Annotated in this window: 16 protein-coding genes; 5 read left to right on the forward strand and 11 right to left on the reverse strand. The window is 34.4% G+C overall.

The window, feature by feature from the left end; genetic code table 11:
- Nucleotides 1-50 precede the first annotated feature (50 nt).
- Nucleotides 51-836 carry a gluconate 5-dehydrogenase gene (locus tag H8R24_RS00785; protein ID WP_187016740.1) on the reverse strand — a complete coding sequence of 262 codons (786 nt, stop codon included), beginning with the start codon at nucleotides 834-836 and terminating at the stop codon, nucleotides 51-53.
- Between the two features lie 331 nt (nucleotides 837-1,167).
- Entirely contained in the window at nucleotides 1,168-2,022 is an 855-nt protein-coding gene (locus H8R24_RS00790) for a leucine-rich repeat domain-containing protein (protein ID WP_187016674.1), read from the reverse strand.
- A gap of 185 nt (nucleotides 2,023-2,207) precedes the next feature.
- On the opposite strand from H8R24_RS00790, the gene H8R24_RS00795 reads away from it, so the two are divergent.
- Both H8R24_RS00795 and H8R24_RS00800 read left to right on the forward strand, forming a co-directional pair.
- Nucleotides 2,208-2,690, forward strand: a complete 483-nt coding sequence (locus H8R24_RS00795) for a DUF1761 domain-containing protein (RefSeq protein WP_187016675.1) — start codon at nucleotides 2,208-2,210, stop codon at nucleotides 2,688-2,690.
- A 99-nt stretch (nucleotides 2,691-2,789) separates the two neighbouring features.
- Entirely contained in the window at nucleotides 2,790-3,953 is a 1,164-nt protein-coding gene (locus H8R24_RS00800) for a peptidogalycan biosysnthesis protein (protein WP_187016676.1), read from the forward strand.
- Here the strand turns inward: H8R24_RS00800 and H8R24_RS00805 are convergent.
- Complete coding sequence (locus H8R24_RS00805) at nucleotides 3,950-4,819, reverse strand: diacylglycerol/lipid kinase family protein (RefSeq protein ID WP_187016677.1); 870 nt, start codon at nucleotides 4,817-4,819, stop codon at nucleotides 3,950-3,952. The genes H8R24_RS00800 and H8R24_RS00805 overlap by 4 nt on opposite strands.
- A 63-nt stretch (nucleotides 4,820-4,882) precedes the next feature.
- Here H8R24_RS00805 and H8R24_RS00810 point away from each other — a divergent pair, with 63 nt between their 5' ends.
- A complete protein-coding gene (locus tag H8R24_RS00810; protein WP_187016678.1) occupies nucleotides 4,883-5,860 on the forward strand; it encodes an App1 family protein in 978 nt (325 codons plus the stop codon).
- Between the two features lie 153 nt (nucleotides 5,861-6,013).
- Here H8R24_RS00810 and H8R24_RS00815 read toward each other — a convergent pair whose 3' ends face one another.
- On the reverse strand, nucleotides 6,014-7,921 hold the full coding sequence (locus H8R24_RS00815; RefSeq protein ID WP_187016679.1) for an ABC-F family ATP-binding cassette domain-containing protein: 1,908 nt from the start codon (nucleotides 7,919-7,921) through the stop codon (nucleotides 6,014-6,016).
- A gap of 65 nt (nucleotides 7,922-7,986) precedes the next feature.
- Between H8R24_RS00815 and H8R24_RS00820 the strand changes: the two genes are divergently transcribed.
- Nucleotides 7,987-8,367 (forward strand): DUF983 domain-containing protein, encoded by a 381-nt coding sequence (locus tag H8R24_RS00820; protein ID WP_187016680.1) that lies wholly within the window; start codon nucleotides 7,987-7,989, stop codon nucleotides 8,365-8,367.
- Between the two features lie 6 nt (nucleotides 8,368-8,373).
- Here the strand turns inward: H8R24_RS00820 and H8R24_RS00825 are convergent, their stop codons facing one another.
- From H8R24_RS00825 to topA, 7 genes are all read right to left on the reverse strand, one after another.
- Nucleotides 8,374-9,420 (reverse strand): NAD(P)/FAD-dependent oxidoreductase, encoded by a 1,047-nt coding sequence (locus tag H8R24_RS00825; protein ID WP_187016681.1) that lies wholly within the window; start codon nucleotides 9,418-9,420, stop codon nucleotides 8,374-8,376.
- Between the two features lie 118 nt (nucleotides 9,421-9,538).
- Nucleotides 9,539-10,429 carry a type IX secretion system ring subunit PorN/GldN gene (porN, locus tag H8R24_RS00830; protein WP_187016741.1) on the reverse strand — a complete coding sequence of 297 codons (891 nt, stop codon included), beginning with the start codon at nucleotides 10,427-10,429 and terminating at the stop codon, nucleotides 9,539-9,541.
- 48 nt (nucleotides 10,430-10,477) lie between these two features.
- Nucleotides 10,478-12,019 carry a type IX secretion system motor protein PorM/GldM gene (gene porM, locus H8R24_RS00835; RefSeq protein ID WP_187016682.1) on the reverse strand — a complete coding sequence of 514 codons (1,542 nt, stop codon included), beginning with the start codon at nucleotides 12,017-12,019 and terminating at the stop codon, nucleotides 10,478-10,480.
- 47 nt (nucleotides 12,020-12,066) lie between these two features.
- A complete protein-coding gene (gene porL / locus H8R24_RS00840) occupies nucleotides 12,067-12,717 on the reverse strand; it encodes a type IX secretion system motor protein PorL/GldL (RefSeq protein WP_187016683.1) in 651 nt (216 codons plus the stop codon).
- A 53-nt stretch (nucleotides 12,718-12,770) separates the two neighbouring features.
- Nucleotides 12,771-14,171: a T9SS ring complex lipoprotein PorK/GldK gene (gene porK, locus H8R24_RS00845; protein ID WP_187016742.1), complete on the reverse strand. Its 1,401-nt coding sequence runs from the start codon at nucleotides 14,169-14,171 to the stop codon at nucleotides 12,771-12,773.
- A 151-nt stretch (nucleotides 14,172-14,322) separates the two neighbouring features.
- Nucleotides 14,323-15,474, reverse strand: a complete 1,152-nt coding sequence (locus tag H8R24_RS00850; protein ID WP_187016684.1) for a formimidoylglutamase — start codon at nucleotides 15,472-15,474, stop codon at nucleotides 14,323-14,325.
- A 64-nt stretch (nucleotides 15,475-15,538) separates the two neighbouring features.
- Nucleotides 15,539-18,070, reverse strand: a complete 2,532-nt coding sequence (topA, locus tag H8R24_RS00855; protein WP_187016685.1) for a type I DNA topoisomerase — start codon at nucleotides 18,068-18,070, stop codon at nucleotides 15,539-15,541.
- A 307-nt stretch (nucleotides 18,071-18,377) separates the two neighbouring features.
- Between topA and miaB the strand changes: the two genes are divergently transcribed.
- The gene (gene miaB / locus H8R24_RS00860) at nucleotides 18,378-19,823 is read left to right on the forward strand and encodes a tRNA (N6-isopentenyl adenosine(37)-C2)-methylthiotransferase MiaB (protein ID WP_187016686.1); all 1,446 of its coding nucleotides are present in this window, start codon (nucleotides 18,378-18,380) and stop codon (nucleotides 19,821-19,823) included.
- Nucleotides 19,824-19,825 lie beyond the last annotated feature (2 nt).

Below are 19,825 nucleotides of genomic sequence, written 5' to 3' on the forward strand. Positions count from 1 at the left end.
GCAATGTGGTCAGATATGCTTACCGCTAACGGTCTTATTACAGTCTGAAATTAATCCTCGTTCGAAGGTTTACCAATAGTCGCTAGAATGCCTCCATCCACATAAATAATTTGTCCGTTTACAAAGTCACTTGCTTTTGACGCTAGAAACACTGCTGTTCCAGCCAAGTCTTCAGGGTTTCCCCATCGAGCTGCCGGAGTTCTATTAATTATAAAGTCATTAAAAGGATGTCCATCCACACGAATAGGTTCTGTTTGAGTGGTTGCAAAATAACCTGGACCAATTCCGTTTACTTGAATATTGTGTTTTGCCCATTCTGTAGCAAGGTTGCGAGTTAACATCTTTAAACCTCCTTTTGCAGCAGCATAAGCCGAAACACTATTTCTACCTAATTCACTCATCATAGAACAGATATTGATGATTTTTCCTTCCTTACGTGCAATCATTTGCTTACCCACTAACTGCGACATAATAAAAGGACCTACTAAATCCACATCGATTACTTGTCTAAAATCAGCAATAGGCATTGTAATAGCCAATTCTCGTTTAATAATTCCGGCGTTATTCACTAAAATATGAATATCTCCTAGTTCTTGGCCAATCAGTTCTATAGTCTTGGCAGCAGCAATCTCATCCGTCACGTCAAATAAATAACCTGACACGGCATACCCCTTGCTTTTGTAATAAGCTAGCGCATCATCCATCTTGGATGGCGTAGTTCCAGTAATTACAAGTTCGGCACCAGCTATTGCTAATCCTTCGGCCATTGCTAATCCTAGACCGTGAGTACCTCCTGTTATTAGCGCTCTTTTTCCTTTTAAATTAAATAAAGTCATCATTATCTGTTACCGTTCGTTGATTTTAAATCCTTTTCATAAGGTATTAATCGAATTTATAACCCGACATAACTTAATGAATAAAGTAACGAAAAAATAATCAATTGCTTATCGTTTTATAAATTGTAGTTTGGATTTTTTACACAATCATATCTCAGTGTATCTTTTAGCCACATTATGAAAATTACCCAACGTTTACTTGGTGGTAAGACAGCTTATATGCGCTTACCATACTATATAATTGAAAGCAAAAAAAAACCTGTGAAATAAAATTTCACAGGTACAACTAACTTATTATAAAACAAACATTTTTAAATAACTAATTCCATAATTAATCCTCAGATACTAATGGTCTTTCTTTATCGATAGAAATATCTAATAAAACAGTAGCTCCATTATTATTGATCATTGTCATATTTAATATATCCAATAGCGCTAATTTTCTTGAAACCAAACCATTGAATTTATTATAAGAAACATTCATTTCTTTTAAATTACTCATATCTTCTAATTCAAAAGGCACTTGTCCGTCCATGTTGTTTTCAAACAAACTAAGATTTTCTAGGTTCGTTAACTTAGCCATATTGTGACTTAACTTCCCGGTGATTTTATTACTACTTAATAATAAAGTTTTTAATGAAGCTATTTCATACATGGAAGCTGGAATTTGACCACCAATTTCATTATTGTATAAAGCAATTGTTTCTAATTTTTTTAAATCACCAATTTGAGCTGGTAATTCACCCGTAAGTCTATTCATGAAAAGAACTAATTTTCTCAAATTACTTAATTCACAGATCGTACTAGGAATAGTACCAGAAAGTTTATTGAAAGAAAGATCCAAAACTATTAAACTTTTCAATTCGTTGATACGCGTAGGTATTGTTCCTGAAATATTGTTTTTATGTAAATCTAACTTAGTAAGGTTTACAAGGTTCGCAATATCATTTGGGATCATCCCACTTAAATTATTGTCGGCTAAATTTAAACCTACCACTTTATCAGCTACCACTTTTACACCAAACCAATTCTCTACATCCTGAGACATATCCCATTTTATATTCCAACTATTTCCGTTAGTTGATTGGTACATCTTAACTAATGCCGCTTTTTCAGTAGAAGAAACAGACGCCATCATTGAAACAGAGGCTAATAATGTGAATAATAAAGTAGAGATCTTTTTCATAATCGGTTGTATTGTGGATTGTTTGATGAAATAAAAGTACAACTAAAGTTGACTATCAACAAAAATAATCGACGAACTACACTATTTAGCATTTAACATATATACAATTCCTACAAAATAAAACAAGTGTAAATACCGAAAAATAAATTATTACATTTGGCCTACAAACATAAAAATCAAAGAGCATGGAACTTAATTTTTACGCACTAGCAGTTGCCTCATTTTCAACGCTAATTGTTGGTTTTATTTGGTATAACCCAAAAGTTTTCGGTACCATTTGGATGCGAGAATCAGGCATGACAGAAGAAAAAATGAAAGGAGCTAACATGCTTGCTATATTTTCTATGGCTGTATTCTATGCTTTTCTAATGTCGTTCATCATACAATCACTAGCCATACATCAATTTGGCGTTTATAGCCTAATTGGAGGAGATGTTGCCCATGCAAAACCCTCATACGCCGCTTTTATGGCCGACTATGGATCTCATTTTAGAACCTTCAAACACGGAGCTCTTCATGGATTTATTACTGGTTTATTTCTCGCCCTTCCAATAATTGGAACTAACGCATTGTTTGAAAGAAGAAGCTGGAAATACACTTTGGTATCGGGTGGTTTTTGGATCGTATGCTTTACATTGATGGGCGGAATCATTTGTGCTTGGGTCTAAACTCTACCACAAATCATAAAATTAGTTAAAGTCTGCTTCATTTATTTTATCCTTTGACTTAAAATATTACTTTAGTCAAAATACAAATTACACCATCAATTGAACGCACAATTTTCATTTAAAATCTTTACTGCAGTCGACACGCTACCCGAAAAATGGGACACTCTAGCGCGTAACAATATATTTTTAACCACAGATTACCTATCTATTCTTGAGCAATCGGCACCAGAGAACATGATCTGTCATTATATAGGAATCTATAAAAACGAGCAATTAGCGGGTATTTCAATTTCACAATTTCTAGACTTGAGTACAGTAAGTTCTTTTGGAGAACGCGATAGCTGCATGAGAACGAAGGTTCGTAGTTTTGTATTTAAAAATTTTAGTTCCAATGTACTAGTCATTGGAAACAATATGCTTACAGGCCAAAACGGTTGTTGTTTTGATGACAGTATACTAGCTTCTGAAAGATATGTTTTATTGCAAAAAGCAACTAGGGAACTTAAATTAAAATTAACTGCTCGAAAGTTAAAAATTCATCTTACCATTTTTAAAGATTTCAATGAAATTGAACTAGAAAATTTTAAGATTCCAGCATTCAAGACCTACTATAAGTTTACAACCCAACCCAATATGATTTTAGATATTAGGGAAAACTGGCATTCATTTGATGATTACATCAATAACCTAAGTAAAAAATACCGTGATCAATATAAAAGAGTTCGTAAAAAAGCGGATGGTATAAATAAACGAAAGCTATCGCTTGACGAGATTACTGCTTATAGAACTAGAATTCATGAGCTATATCTGAATGTTGCTCAAAACGCTCCCTTTAATACTTTCTACCTTACCGAAAATCATTTTGAGGTTTTTAAAAAGTCATTAAAGGATAATTTTTTATTTTATGGCTACTTTATCAATGACCACTTAATAGGTTTTAATACATTAATCAAAAACGGCAAAGACATAGATACTTACTTCTTAGGATATGACGAGACCTGCCAACGAGAAAAGATGTTGTACTTGAATATGCTATATGACATGATTGCTTTTTCGACCAACAAAAAATACAAGCGTATTATTTTTGCTAGAACAGCGCTAGAAATAAAAAGTTCTGTAGGTGCTACTGCGGTAAACATGTATAGTTTTATGCAGCACAGCAATCCGTTAATTAATTTATTTATACCAACTATTTTTGGTTTTTTTGAACCAAAAATAGAATGGAAAGAAAGAAATCCTTTTAAAGAACTTAGCTCAAACTAAGGGATTGCAATTTTAATCTTTTTTGGGGAAATATTAATATTTAATTCAGTTTGAAGTCCTCTATATTCGCCATCAATTTGAAAATTAACGGGGCGACTCACTGCTATATTTGCTTTGTTTGATGAAATAATTTGAATATCATTTACATCAATAGGCATATTACCCGAAATTATCTTTCCTAAAACAACTAAATCCAAGTTCTTTAAAATAATCAATTCAAATTTACCATCATCCATAAGTCCAGACGGATTGATGACTACCCCTGTACCATATTTCTTTGAATTTGCAATGACAATCATTTGCGCTACACATTCGATAGTGGTACCATTTACATGAATTACCGCAGTAAACGGGTCTTCTCTTTCAATTAATGTTGTCACAGCTTGTAGAGCATAGCCTATTTTTCCTCTAACTGCGCTATTCTCATAGTTTTTAATAAGTTCCGCATTTAATCCAAGATCACTTAAATGCAAGCTATTTGCACCATTAATCTCAATCATATCAATAGCTATAAAATAGTCTTTGAATGCAATTTGCAAGCACTCATGAATTGTTTTAAGCAAATTTAAATCAGTCGCCAAACCGTTTGCCGATCCCGCTGGAAGAATCCCAAAAATAATATCTTCATTTTCTAAAGCTTCAGCAACCACCTTAATTGTTCCGTCCCCACCTGCAATTATTACACGTTCAGGATTGAACTTCGTAAAGAGTTCTTGAATATTAGGTATATCTTTTTTTCCCGAAGTTTCATAAATCACTAGCTTACGACCAATTTTTTCAACAAACGCTGCCGTTTCCTGTATTATATCAGACTTCTCTAGTCCTCCAGATATGGGGTTCACAATTAAAAGGACATACTTTTTCACTATTTACTTCGCTAATTGGTTTTTAATAATTAAATTTCACTTCCTTCAAATGTATCAAATATAATGAAACCTATCTTAAAATTATATCGTGGTTATGCAAATGAGCAAGAGCTAATAGTTATGGGACATGTTTTTAAACCTACAAACAAGAAAGATTATGATTTCTTGTCGAAAAGTTTAAAAAATGCGAGTTCAGTAATTAACATGTATCGCATTAAAACTCATCCAAATGCAGATGTCTATTTGACGATCAACAATACTAACATCCACACTAAAACTCTTCATGATGGGTACTTTAAATTTTGCATCCCTATTGCTCCATCCGACAAATATGGCTGGATGGATTATGAGGTAAGTATTATTCACAATGACAAAACTATCACTTGTAGAGAAAGCTATGTTAGACCCTACAAAGGTGATTTAGGTATAATATCTGATATTGATGATACGTTTCTAGTCTCATACACTTTAAACCCCTTAAAGAAGCTTTACCATCTATTATTTAGAAATCTTAACTCCAGAAAAGTTTTTGAGGATGTTACCGCACATTACCAAGCTTTGAGTGAATCTGGAAGAAGCAACAAATCTGAAAAAAACGCTTTTTTTTATGTTTCAAGTAGTGAATGGAATCTCTACCGTTTTTTAATAAAGTTTACAGAACTTCATAATTTACCAAAGGCTGTATTATTATTAAAAGATATAAAAACGAGCTTAACTAATTTTTTATGGTCAGGTAGAGGCCAACACAATCATAAATTTGAAAAAATAAAACACATTCTTGAATTCTACCCTGATTTACAATATGTACTGCTTGGGGATGACTCCCAGCATGATCCTTATTTATACGAATCTATTAGTAAAATTTTTCCACTAACAGTAAAAGCAATTTACATTAGACAAACAGGGAAAAATAAAAAAAAGAAAGTATTGGCTACTTTGGAAAACTTAGCATCATTGAATGTTGCTGTTTGTTATTTTAAAGACAGTCACGAGGCAATTGCACACTCAAATGCAATTGGGTTGATTAAAACCAATCGTTAACTGTTCTTTTTTGCTAGCCCAGATAGCAATGAAAACCCTTGACATAAAAAAATCCCTTTTTACAACTAGGGCAGAGCGACCAAAGGAAGCTCCTGCAATAGTTTAGTAAAAAGAGATTTTTTATGGAAAGGTTGTAATGAATAGCTGGAATGGCTACAAATTATCTATTTCTTCTTGTACGTTTTCCCAATCAGACAATAATTTATCTAATTCAGCTTTCTTTTTATTGTAAGCCGTGAAAAACTTAGCATCTTCTTTGTGCTTATCATAGTTTGAGGCCAGCATTTTATCGTCATTTTGAATGTCTTTCTCTAATTGTTTGATTTGGCTTTCTATTTTACTCAAACGATTTTGAAGTGATTTACCTTTCTTTTGATCTTCATAAGACGCTTTATTGCTCTCCTTAGGAGATGTTGCCTTTTCAAGATCTTTTTTCTCAACTTCACGCATGTTTTCAAGGTTGCGTTGCTCTAAGAAATAGTTGATATCACCCAAATATTCTTTAATTTTTTGATCTTTGAATTCGTAAACAAGGTTTGACATTCCTTGCAAGAAATCTCTATCGTGAGAAACCAAAAGTAAAGTTCCTCCAAATTTTTGCAAGGCTGCTTTTAATACATTCTTAGATTTGATATCCAAGTGATTGGTAGGCTCATCCATCAATAAAACGTTGATGGGTTGCAATAACAATTTACAAAGCGCAAGACGGTTGCGTTCTCCTCCTGAAAGGACTTTTACTTTTTTCTCTACATCATCACCACGGAACAAGAATGACCCTAACATGTCACGAACTTTCATTCTGTTGGTATCTGCCGCAGCATCTTCCATAGTTTGAAGTAAGGTAATTTCGCCATCAAGATATTCGGCTTGATTTTGAGCAAAATACCCTAATTGTACATTGTGCCCTAATTTGATATTCCCTTGGTATTCAAATTCATCAACAATGGCTTTGATAAAAGTAGATTTTCCTTGACCATTTTGACCAACAAAAGCAATTTTACTACCTCTTTCTACCAATAAATTAATATCTTTTAAGATCGTTTTATCGCCGTAGCTCTTGGTTACATTTTCGGCCTCGACTACTACTCTACCCGGCTCTTTAGAAACTGGGAAAGAGATATTCATTACTGAATTATCATCTTCGTCCACCTCGATACGCTCTACTTTATCTAATTTTTTAATTAAAGACTGCGCCATAGAAGCCTTAGAAGCTTTGGCACGGAATTTTTCAATTAACTTCTCTGTTTCTTCAATTTTCTTGGCTTGATTTTTTTGTGTAGCCAATTGCTTTTCGCGAATTTCATGACGTAGCTCTAGGTACTGCGAATACGGTTTATTGAAATCGTAGGCTTTTCCTAATGAAATTTCGATTGTTCTATTGGTAACGTTATCAAGGAACATTTTATCGTGAGAAACAATCACCACAACTCCTGGATAATTGCGCAAAAAACTCTCCAACCAAATGATACTCTCGATATCTAAGTGATTGGTAGGCTCATCGAGTAGTAATACATCATTAGCCTGCAAAAGTAATTTGGCCAACTCAATTCGCATTCTCCACCCCCCAGAGAATGTTTCCGTTTGATTATTGAAAACATCTCTTTTAAAACCAAGTCCTAAAAGAATTTTCTCTGTATCACCCACATAATTGTATCCTCCTAAAAGGTCAAAACGATGGGTATAATCTGATAAATCTTCAATGATTTTAGAATACTCATCACTTTCATAATCTGTACGAGTAACCAATTGATGATTGATTTCTTCTAATTTTTTTTCAACAATTTTAATTTCAACAAAAGCTTCGTACGCTTCTTCAAGAACCGTTCTTCCTTGTTCAAAATCTATATCTTGTCGAAGGAAACCCATGCGAACATCTTTCTCCTGCGAAATTACTCCTGAATCTGGTTTAAAATCTCCAGCTAACATTTTTAGCATGGTAGACTTTCCTGCACCGTTCTTCCCTACAAGACCAACTCGATCACCAGCTCCGAGACGAAATGTTACTTCTTCAAATAAATAAGTACCTCCGAATGAAACGGATAAATTGTGTATATTAAGCATATTTTGTGACTAAAGTTACAAAGGCAACAATCCTAAAATTGTACCTTTGTTTAAAATTTATGCAAATGTTAAAAAAAGGATCCAAACTAAATAGCATTTTAACAGGAACTTGTCCGAAATGTCAAAATGAAAGCATGTATCAGGACAAAAACTTACTCCATTTAGGAAATGTTTTGAAAATGAATGAAAAATGCAGTCATTGTGGACTAAAATATCAAATCGAACCATCCTTCTTTTACGGAGCTATGTATGTGAGTTACGGCCTAAATGTAGGAACCGGAATAGCCGCTTTTATAATTTCATATTTAATATTCGGCAGTTCGCTAAAAGTTGCTTTTATAGCCATTATCGCTTCCATCATTTTGCTATTTCCATTAATTTTAAGGTGGTCTAGGAACATTTATATTAATATGTTCGTTTCTTACGATCCCACTTTCAAAGCGTAGTACAATTTACTTTTTCTTGACTCTGTTGATGTTAATCGCAGGGTCAAGAGGAATATTATTTTCTATTTTATCAAACAAAGCTTTGGCCATCGCAGGTCCTAACATCACTCCTCTTGTTCCTAGACCATTTAACAGGTGTAATGCACTATACTGCAAATGCGTCCCTACAAGAGGCCTTCGATCCTTTACAGTTGGTCTTACTCCAGCAAAATGTTCCACTATTTCGAATTCACAATTAATAATCTCTTGAATTCGATCCACTAATTCTTGCTTACCTTCTTCCGTAGGCAAATCCGTTTTATCCTTCCAATTATAAGTAGCCCCTACCTTGAACAAATCATTACCAAGTGGTAAGATAAAAACACTAGTGTTTACGATCACATCAAGATCTAATTCAGGAGCTTTGATAATGAATAACTCTCCCTTAGTACCATCCAAAGGCAAATCTCCAAAATAAGGATTCAAATGCAACCCAAAACCTTCGGCAAAAACAATGTTTTTTGCATGAAAATCGCTGTACTTTACACTTCCGTCTGATAAAAATTCTATAGCGTTATAATCGAACGAGTCGTAGACTAATACATTCAGCTCCCTAAGAAACTCTTTGTACTTAGCAACCAGTAAAGCAGTGTCTACATAACCCGTGCTCAAAACCTCGCCATAATTAAAAGGCGAATCAATTCCAGAATATTTCTTTGTAATAATAGTAGGTGACAAAAAGGGCGCTAAATTTACTTTATCCGAAGCAGCGAACCAATTATTTTGCTCTTCAATAGAGAAAAATTTTCGTAAAATAGGTTTTCTAAAATCAACTTGAATGCGCAACTTTTTTTCAATTGTTGAATAGAATTCCTGCATGAGCGCCAATTGTTCCTGTGCTTTCCAAACTTCAGAAAAACGCTTTAAAATTACTGGATTATACAAGCCTCCAGCTACTTTTGACGAATTTTGAGAACTATTATCTAAAACCACGATGCTTTTATCATTATTGAGAGCCATCTCTGCAAAAGAGATACCCGCTAAACCGCAACCAACTATTAGATAATCAATCATAACATATATATATTAGAATAAAGCGCAAAGAACGCATTTTTAAAACAAAACAGAAACAACCCTAAACAAAAAAACTCTTGCTTTGCAGCAAGAGTTTTTAATTACAACTTAAATGGAATTAATAATTCCACATATCTGATTCAAAATCACGTATTTTTTCTTTTACTCTTTCCGATTCTAACAATTGATTCTGAGCATTATCTTTCATATAATCAGCAATACTTCTATCACCATATACATTTTCTTCTTTATAGATAACACTGTTAAAACGTCTCGAATTTAAAATCTGATCAAAAGAAACAGGCATCGCCGAATTCACATCGTTAAATGCTTTAGCTTCATGCAAAACCTCTCTTGCTGCTGGGAAAAAGATCCAAAACAACTCAATATAATCTTTTTCGTCGTTATTCATAGAATACACATCAGGAGTCACAGGACAAATTCCTAGAAGACGATACTTTAACTCACTTTGACGTTTATCAAAATACCAGTACCCTTTAATTTTATACTGCGCAACATCTTGAGATGTCAAGTCAGATCTCATAATATACTCAGGAGAAATAGCAATACCAGCATTGATTTGCTCTCTTCCGGCATCTGTAGTATCAATTCTAGATAATGAACCTTGAATATCTTTAAACGATTTCTTAGTATTAAAATAACTATCAGAATATACATCCTTGATAGCACCGCTTCTAATTGCTTTTGTCAAAACATCATACAAAGAGCGTCTATCAGAACCGATATTAGCAGTGTCAATTGGAAAATATAGAGCAAAATTAATTTTTTCGCTCAAATCAATGATTTCCCAAGTAGTCTTACCCATTAACACATCTCTATCATGAACATAACCATACGCCAAAGGCTTATCATTATCTGAAATTAATTGAGCTGCAGTTTTAAGTCCTATCTCAGAAGGAGTTTTTGCATTAAGCAAATTAGATTGCGCATAAGTGGCAATACTTCCTGTTATGGAAATAATAACTAATAAAAAATTTCTCACATTCATCATGGTATCATTATAAGATATTGAAGATGCCTTTTGGCAACTTAATTTTTATTGTATTTCAAAAATAACTGGTGCAGTTCTAGGCAATAAATAACTACCCGCTCCAACTAACTTTGTTTTAATCTCTGAAATTGTAACTTGATCACCTCTTCCGCATCTAGCAAGAATAGATTTACACTGTGCATTTAATCTATCACCAGATACAACAACAGTAGGTTGTCCAGTAACTTTAAAGTTGAATCCAACAACATTTAAGTCAACTTGAAAATCAAAGTCTTCTAACTTAGCTCCAACGGTTGAAATCTCCAAATTCGATTTAGGTCCTTTTACAACACCTGTTTCTCCTCTAATTGTTCCAGTTGGACCTGGAATTCCTTTAATTCTATATACTCTTTTATCAGTAGCTACTTTACCATCAGACATTCTTCCAGAAACACTAATTACCACTTCTGTTCCACCGCCTGGGCTCATGTTATACTTTCCATTTCCTACTTTACTTAAACCAGGAGCTGATGCAGTAACATCCTTATCAGATATACCAGCGAAAGAGATAGACATAGGGTTTACAACACCTCTGTATACTACATTCATTTTATCAGCCGCGATAGTCGCAGAGTTTGGTCTTGGAACAACAACATACTTACCTGCAAATTTTAATGGGATTGTTTTACCATCTTCTACAAAAGTAAACTGACCTGCAATATTTTGCTCCCCAACACCACCAGCAGTTAAAGCAATTTTAGCTTGACCTGTAGCTGGATCTAATTTTGCACCAGTAACACTAGTTGGCTTTGTGTTTTCGTCATAACGACCTAAAACTACTTTACCAGTAACCGCTTCACCTTGGAAATATGCATTTTTATCTAAAACCACAATCGCTTGATAGTTACTATAAGATGCAGCAGCAACAGCGGCTTTACCTAAAGCAGAACTATATACATCTGATTCCGATTTTTTAATATCATTTTGCCAAGCCGAAAGTTTAGCAATAGACGCTACAGCAGGAAATCCTTTAAAGTGATACGATAAATACTTATCAGCAATACCTTCTTTATTTTTAACATCTGCTAAATCAAATTTCTTTTCAATCTCTGATAAAATAGCAGCATATTTTTTATCTGTACCTAAAGCAGCTTTCATATCAGCTTTATACTTTTCAATCTTAGCGATAATCTCGTTACCTCTTGGAGAATATCCTTCACCAACAAACCAACTGTCGATATTATCACCTTTATCCATTTCTTCGTAAGGTAATTTACCTGTTTCCGCGTCCACTTCAAATCCATTAAGAACTTCTGTTTTTAATGTTCCAACATAGTCATAAAAATCCTTTGTTGTTTTTTCTACTTTGTGTGCCGTTTCAGCAGCTAAAGCAAATTCTCCTTTGGCTTCACTAGCCTTAGCATCTAAAGCCATCAATAAACCTTGGTTTGATTGTACTGAAGATGTATTTGAACTTTCGAATTTTTCATTCATTAAACCAAAAGCCGATAAAACTTCTTTTGACATATTCATTGCCAACATAGCGATAAAAACCAAGTACATTAGGTTAATCATCTTCTGTCTAGGGGTTAGTTTTCCTCCTGCCATATTTTCTACAAATTAGTTTATTATTATTAAATATAGTTTAAAACTAATTATCCTTTATTATTCATAGCAGTAAGCATACCTCCATAAACATTGTTCAAAGAAGATAAGTTTGAAGTCAATGATTGCATTTGATCTTTTAGCTTCAAATTATTTTCAGCAACTTCTTCATTAATTTGTGCGTTTCTTGAAGCACTTTGTAATTGTACTTTATATAGACTGTTTAATGATTCCATTTGAGCAGCAGCTAAAGTTAACTCTTCACTGTATTTCTTAGTAGAAGCAATTGAATCAACTGTAGGAGCAATTCCTTTTGCAGCAGATTCGAAGTTTTTAATACTATTACCTAAACTTGACATTAATTCACCATCAATTTTGGCATCTTTCAACATAGCATCCAACTTTTGAGATAATAATCCCTGTGCTTCTGTAGTATTTTCAACAACTTTTTTAGCTTTAGGTTTAGCTTCACCATTAGCAAGTTCAGGATAAACAAGAGTCCAGTCTAATTCATTATCTACCGGCTCAAAAGCCGACAAAGCAAAAATCAAAGCCTCTGTACATAAACCAACAGATAACATCACTGTACCAGTTAACGGCCCAATTTCAAAGTGAGTAATTTTGAATAATGCTCCAATAATTACTACTGCTGCACCCATTCCGTATGCGAAATTCATTGCTTTTTTACCTAATATTGCCATAATCTAAATTTTATAGTTTTGTTTATAATGTTTGTTTTTTTTTGTTTTTGTAATTATTTTTTACCGTTAGCGGTAGTCTTTAATCCCATGTAATCCTGAACAGTTCTAAATCCGATGAAACTTCTAGCCGAATCAGCATATTCAAAGTCTCTTGTACTTACTTGTAAAAAATATGCAACATCTTTCCAAGAACCACCACGTACTACTTTACGTTTATTGGACGCATCTAATACATTTGGATTCATTGACGAAACATATTCGTAAGCATTAGGATCATAAGATGAATCCGTCCATTCAGAAACATTTCCAGCCATGTTATATAAATTATAACCATTAGGCTCGTAAGACTTCGCTTCTACAGTATACAAAGCATTATCTGCAGCATAGTCTCCTCTATTAGGCTTGAAGTTAGCCAAGAAACATCCTCTATCATTTTTAGTATATGGACCACCCCAAGGGTAAGTAGCAGACTCTAATCCACCTCTTGCAGAATATTCCCATTCTGCCTCAGTAGGCAATCTAAAAGAGTTTATTAAATCATGCCCTTTTTTCTTTGATTTGATGTACGTGTTTTTATTTAATGTTCTCCAAGCACAAAAAGCTTTCGCCTGAGTCCATTTTACCCCTACAACAGGATAATCACCATAAGCTTTATGCCAAAAGTAATCATTGTGCATAGGCTCATTATAAGAATAAGCGAAATCTTTAATCCAGACTGTTGTATCTGGATACACTTTTACCTCTTCTGTTTTTATGAAATCTTTTCTTTTCCCAACTTTAGCTTTTGCTGCAGCCTGAATATCCATCCATGAATAACGAAATTTCAATTTATCTACATCAATAGTTCTTAAACCATTATATGAAGATTCTATCGGCAAATACATTGAATCCATTACTTCTACGTAATATTCATCAGGATATTGCTTAGGATCAGTAATTAATTTTACTTTTCTATTTAGTTTTCTACCTGCATAAGGATCATCAGCAGTACCGATGCTGTAATAATTATCATACATGTATTTATCATAAGCAGTCATTTTTTCAGGATCAGAATCATTGAAGGCAAAGTCACCAATGCTTCCGGCGTTTTTTCCTTTTCCTTTTGCATCACCACCTTTGATACCACTCATATCCGCAAGAATTGCTAAACGAACTCTCATTGTAGAATCCTTTACCCATTCTACGAATTGACGGTACTCACTATTAGTAATCTCCGTTTCATCCATGTAGAAAGAACGAACAGTAACTGTTTTTGTTGGAGCATCTTGTACCGAAGCAACATCATCATCTGACTTACCCATGATAAAAGACCCACCAGGAACTAAAGTCATTCCATAAGGTTTTTCAGGATGCCATTTAGCTCCCTTAACACCCACCAACTCACCATTATCGCCTGATTTACCACAGCCAATTATTAGCGTTATTATTGCTATAAATGCAATGAACTTCTTCATATAAATTTGGGTCATATATTCAATATTTATTAATGTGCAAACCTATTTATTATTTTGATAAAAAACAATTATTTTATATCAAACAATATCATTTTTAAAAATTATTCTTTTTAAGCCCTTAAAACGCTTTAAATCGTTTATTTTATGACTTTTAAATGCTGTTTTTACGCAACGCCTTCCACCATCTTTCTGGTAGCTCTTGATTACAAGCCCCTAAATATTCATCATAGGAACAAGGTAATAACGTATTTCTTTTTAATTTATTATTCCCATTTGAAATAAATGGTATTTCTATCCACCATCTATCCGTTTTATCACTTTTATAAAAAATCAAAACCTCTTCTTCCGAAGGTACAATGTATTTGATATAGTTCTCGCGACTACCAAATGGGTATTCATGAGAACGATAATGAAATCCTTCAATAAAATACCAGATTACCTGTGATACCAAAACGGATTCTTGAACTGAATTATTGTGGTTAAAAACCCCAAACATCGAAACTTTATCACTTATCCCTGCATAGCGCGACAAAGAACAAATTTCTTTTCCATCAAATCCATTAGGTGTAAAGGTAATAAAATTCCCTGAATCTGATGATTTTACTGAATTCAAATCTAAACTCACAATATCAGCATCTCTAAAAACGGGCTCCGCTAAAGCTATATTTTTCGAAATTTCACCTAATCGATAACCATCAAAAAATAATTTTTCGACTAAATCAATTTCTTCTTGCGAATTATAATAGGTTTGATAGCCGATATTACAATAATTAAACAAGTTATTTGGCTCGTCAATAATCATTTTAGTTAGATAGGAAGATGCTAAAGCTCCTTCATTTTCTTTACCAAAATCAAACTTACTATCAATAGCTACTACATTCACCATTTGCTCGAGCTCATCGTAAGCTCTATACATTGGATATGTTAAGTCTTGTGAACCTCCTATTACTATTGGAACTACTTTGTTTTTAATTAAACTCGAAACTACTTTGCGTAAAGCAAAATAAGTGTCTTCAATAGAATCACCTGCCAAAATATCACCTAAATCAGCAATTGAAGCGTCCCAATTCCCAGGGAACATACCATACAATTCCTCGCGAATAGCAGTCAAATCAACATCTACGAAAGCTGCATCAGCACCTCGATTTTCCAAAACTCCGATGATAGCAATGTTAATTTTACTAATATCTGGAAACTGATTTTGGGTATGAAACACGATTTTACTTCCTAATTGTTGCGAAGACAACCTTTCAATCTTATCTAAAACAGTGGCATCAATGGGTTTTAAAAACTCAAATTCCATTTTATATCTTTTTCTCCTCTCCTCAACCCTCTCTCATGGAGAGCGTCGCAACTGGAATTAGTTATTATTTCTTTTTGGCAACTGCTTTTTTAGCCGCCGGCTTTTTGGCTGCCGCTTTCTTAGCGGGTGCTTTTTTAGCAGCTGTTTTCTTGGCAGGGGTTTTCTTAGCAATCATTTCCTGCACTTCTTCCAAAGTTAGTTTTGTTGCATCGACGTCTTTACTCAATTCAATTTTGATTTTTCCTTTAGTAATAACCGAGCGACCCCAACGTGCTTTTTCGACCAAAATTCCTTCGTCTTCCCAATTATGGAGTACTTTATCAATATTCTTCTGAATTTTATCTTCAATCAAGGCTTCAATATCTGCTTGTGACAAATTATCGAAATTGTATTTTTTACTCACATTAATAAAAATACCGTTCCACTTAATGAATGGACCAAAACGCCCCACTCCTTTTTGAACACCTTCGCCTTTGTAAACAGCAATTGGCGCATCGGCAATAGCCTTTTCATCAATTAACTCCTGTGCTCTTTTAAAATCAACATCCAAAGGATTCTCTCCTTTTGGCAACGAAACAAAAGCAGCACCGTGACGAATGTAGGGACCGTATCGCCCGTTACTTACCTCTACTTCTTCTCCTTGATATTCTCCTAGATTTTTAGGAAGCAAAAACAAATTCAATGCTTCTTCTAAATTGATGTTTCCAATGTTTTGATCAGACATTAAGCTAGCAAACTTTTTATCTTCGTCATCAGCAGCTCCAATTTGAGCCATCGGTCCAAACTTCCCTAAACGAACAGAAACCGGCTTGCCTGTATTAGGATCAGTTCCTAAAATTCTTTCACCACTTTCTCTTTCGGCATTTGCTTCTACATCTTTTACTGTTGGGTGAAATTGATCGTAGAATTCCTTCATCATTACAGCCCAATCTACATTTCCTTCGGCTATTTCATCAAAATCCTGCTCTACTTTTGCAGTAAAGTTATAATCTAATATATTTCCGAAATTTTTCACCAAGAAATCGGTTACAATTGTACCAATATCTGTTGGCACCAATTTTCCTTTATCAGAACCTGTATTCTCTTTAAGCAACTTCTCTCCTACTTTATTAGCTTGCAAAGTAAGCTGCGTATAATTACGTTCTTGACCGTCAAGGTTTCCTTTTTCGACATAATTTCTATTGATAATCGTAGAAATTGTAGGCGCATAAGTAGACGGACGACCAATACCTAATTCTTCTAATTTTTTTACCAATGATGCCTCAGTGTAACGAGCTGGCGGTCTTGAGTACCTCTCTGTTGCTGTGATGTAATTATTCAATAATTTTTCATTCACTTTCATTGCAGGCAACATTCCTTCTTGCTCCTCTTCGTCATCATCGTGTCCTTCTAAGTACACTTTCAAGAATCCTTCAAAAAGCAATACTTCGCCCGAAGCCGTAAATAACTCTCCGTGATTATTGGCTTCAATCTTAACATTTGTTCTTTCTAGTTGCGCATCGCTCATTTGAGAAGCCAATGTTCTTTTCCAGATTAAATCATACAAACGCGCTTGATCTCTGTCGATATTCACCGTATGACGTGACATATCTGTAGGACGGATCGCCTCGTGCGCTTCCTGAGCCCCTTTACTTTTATTGGTAAACGTTCTAGGCTTAGAAAATTCTTTTCCGTATGATTTGATGATTTCTGCTTGAGCAGCATCCATTGCATCCTTTGATAAGTTTACACTATCGGTTCTCATATAAGTTATCAATCCCGCTTCGTATAAACGTTGTGCTAATTGCATGGTAATCCCTACTGGCAAATACAATTTTCTAGCAGCTTCTTGCTGCAAGGTAGAAGTTGTAAAAGGTCCTGTTGGAGATTTTTTAGTTGGTTTCGTTTCTAAATCTGAAACTTTATAAGTAGAACCTACATTTTTATTTAAAAAATCTTCGGCTTCTTTTTTAGTATTGAAATTTTTAGGCAGTTTTGCTTTGAATGACTTCCCAGCTTCATTTGTAAACTCGGCAACTACAGAATAGGTTGCTACTGCATTAAAGTTTTGGATATCTCTTTCACGTTCCACAATTAAACGAACGGATACCGATTGTACACGACCTGCTGAGAGACCTCCTTTTATTTTTCGCCAAAGCACAGGAGACAATTCGTAGCCCACTAATCGATCAAGTACTCTACGTGCTTGTTGTGCATTGACTAAATTATAATCAATCTCACGAGGATTCTCAATCGCTTTTAAAATGGCGTTCTTAGTAATTTCGTGAAAAACGATACGTTTGGTTTTTTTAGAATCTAATTTTAGCTCTTCGGCTAAATGCCAAGAGATAGCTTCACCCTCACGATCCTCATCACTTGCTAACCACACCATTTCGGCTTTTTTGGCTAAGCCTTTCAACTTGGTTACCAATGCTTTTTTATCGGCCGAAACTTCGTATTTTGGTTTAAAACCATTCTCTACATCTACACCAATTTCCTTTGAAGGCAAGTCGGCAATGTGCCCATAACTTGACTCTACTTGAAAATCACTTCCTAGAAATTTCTCGATTGTTTTTGCCTTTGCAGGTGACTCAACTATTACTAAATTCTTTGCCATTGCTCTATTTTTCTGGGACAAAAGTATCTATTTTTTTTAAATATTGAGATTTTGAATTGATTTTTAAAAAATAATTTGATAAAAAACAACTTTAATTATGGGAATAGAACGCCGTTTTTTAGCCCCGATTGAAATGAAAATCCTTATTGTTCTTTCTTTAAGAACAATAAGATTGCAATGGAAAGCGGGAAATAGCTCCAAGAACAAACTCTAAAAACAATGTTAATTCTTTGGCTGACATCTTGTCATATTTGTTCGAATGTTTGTATCTTTGCCTCCTTATTATACACACTTTTGAAAGTGACTTATGGAAAAGATTATTGAAGAAAGCAAGCAAGGCGAAAGTCTTGTTTTAGAAAACAAACCGGAGAACACAAAAAAACTATTTATAGAAAGCTATGGTTGTGCGATGAATTTTTCGGACAGTGAAATTGTAGCTTCCATTTTATCTGAAAACGGATACAACACGACTCAAATTCTTGAAGAAGCTGATTTAGTGCTTGTAAACACTTGTTCTATTAGAGATAAAGCAGAGCAAACGGTACGCAAACGATTAGAAAAATACAATGCCGTGAAACGCATTAACCCGAAAATGAAAGTGGGCGTTCTAGGCTGCATGGCTGAACGTTTAAAAAGTCAGTTTCTTGAAGAAGAAAAAATTGTTGACCTTGTTGTAGGTCCTGATGCCTATAAAGATTTACCTAATTTATTAAGTGAAGTTGAAGAAGGTCGTGATGCGATTAATGTAATTTTATCGAAAGATGAAACGTATGGTGATATTTCGCCTGTGCGCTTGATGAGCAATGGAATTACGGCGCTTGTATCCATTACTCGTGGTTGTGATAACATGTGTACTTTTTGCGTAGTGCCTTTTACTCGAGGTCGTGAACGCAGTCGTGAGCCACAAAGCATCATGAAAGAAATTCAAGATTTATGGGACAAAGGCTTTAAGGAAATTACGCTTTTAGGTCAGAATGTGGATAGTTACCTTTGGTACGGTGGTGGTTTGAAAAAAGATTTTGCTACTGCTACTGAAATGCAAAAAGCTACTGCTGTAGATTTTGATCAACTATTAGAAATGGTGGCTGTAGGTTTCCCAAAGATGCGTATTCGTTTTTCGACTTCAAACCCACAAGACATGCACGAGAGTGTTTTGCATGTTATTGCGAAACACAATAATATATGTAAGCACATTCACTTGCCAGTACAATCTGGAAGCAATAGAATTTTGAAAGAGATGAACCGCCTTCACACTCGTGAAGAATACATGACATTGATTGACAAAATAAGATCGATTATTCCAAATAGCTCTATTTCGCAAGATATGATTGCTGGTTTCCCAACTGAAACAGAGCAAGATCATCAAGATACTTTGAGTTTAATGGAATATGTAAAATATAATTTTGGATACATGTACTCTTATTCTGAACGTCCAGGAACACTGGCAGGAAGAAAAATGGAAGATGATGTAACCGATGAAACCAAAGCAAGACGTTTACAAGAAATTGTTGATATGCAGCAAAAACACGCTTGGGCACGATCTGAGGAGTTTATTGGTCAAACAGTAGAGGTTTTGGTCGAAAAAGTTTCTAAAAAATCGACAGAAGAATTCTCTGGAAGAAATTCTCAGAGCATTACAGTGGTTTTCCCGAAGGAAAATTATAAAATTGGTGATTTTGTAAATGTAAAAATCAACTCTTGTACTAGTGGAACTTTAAAAGGGGAAGCTGTTGGCTTGAGTGCTATGAATTAAAA

It is taken from the genome of Flavobacterium muglaense (assembly GCF_014305155.1).
In the GTDB taxonomy this organism is placed as follows: Bacteria; Bacteroidota; Bacteroidia; order Flavobacteriales; family Flavobacteriaceae; genus Flavobacterium; species Flavobacterium muglaense.

What these genes read in the sequence shown, in the direction of transcription:
- H8R24_RS00785 (WP_187016740.1), bottom strand. Translation starts at nt 836, where the DNA reads ATGACTTTATTTAATTTAAAAGGAAAAAGAGCGCTAATAACAGGAGGT.
- H8R24_RS00790 (WP_187016674.1), bottom strand. Translation starts at nt 2,022, where the DNA reads ATGAAAAAGATCTCTACTTTATTATTCACATTATTAGCCTCTGTTTCA.
- H8R24_RS00795 (WP_187016675.1), top strand. Translation starts at nt 2,208, where the DNA reads ATGGAACTTAATTTTTACGCACTAGCAGTTGCCTCATTTTCAACGCTA.
- H8R24_RS00810 (WP_187016678.1), top strand. Translation starts at nt 4,883, where the DNA reads ATGAAACCTATCTTAAAATTATATCGTGGTTATGCAAATGAGCAAGAG.
- H8R24_RS00815 (WP_187016679.1), bottom strand. Translation starts at nt 7,921, where the DNA reads ATGCTTAATATACACAATTTATCCGTTTCATTCGGAGGTACTTATTTA.
- H8R24_RS00820 (WP_187016680.1), top strand. Translation starts at nt 7,987, where the DNA reads ATGTTAAAAAAAGGATCCAAACTAAATAGCATTTTAACAGGAACTTGT.
- H8R24_RS00825 (WP_187016681.1), bottom strand. Translation starts at nt 9,420, where the DNA reads ATGATTGATTATCTAATAGTTGGTTGCGGTTTAGCGGGTATCTCTTTT.
- porN (WP_187016741.1), bottom strand. Translation starts at nt 10,429, where the DNA reads ATGAATGTGAGAAATTTTTTATTAGTTATTATTTCCATAACAGGAAGT.
- porM (WP_187016682.1), bottom strand. Translation starts at nt 12,019, where the DNA reads ATGGCAGGAGGAAAACTAACCCCTAGACAGAAGATGATTAACCTAATG.
- porL (WP_187016683.1), bottom strand. Translation starts at nt 12,717, where the DNA reads ATGGCAATATTAGGTAAAAAAGCAATGAATTTCGCATACGGAATGGGT.
- porK (WP_187016742.1), bottom strand. Translation starts at nt 14,171, where the DNA reads ATGAAGAAGTTCATTGCATTTATAGCAATAATAACGCTAATAATTGGC.
- H8R24_RS00850 (WP_187016684.1), bottom strand. Translation starts at nt 15,474, where the DNA reads ATGGAATTTGAGTTTTTAAAACCCATTGATGCCACTGTTTTAGATAAG.
- topA (WP_187016685.1), bottom strand. Translation starts at nt 18,070, where the DNA reads ATGGCAAAGAATTTAGTAATAGTTGAGTCACCTGCAAAGGCAAAAACA.
- miaB (WP_187016686.1), top strand. Translation starts at nt 18,378, where the DNA reads ATGGAAAAGATTATTGAAGAAAGCAAGCAAGGCGAAAGTCTTGTTTTA.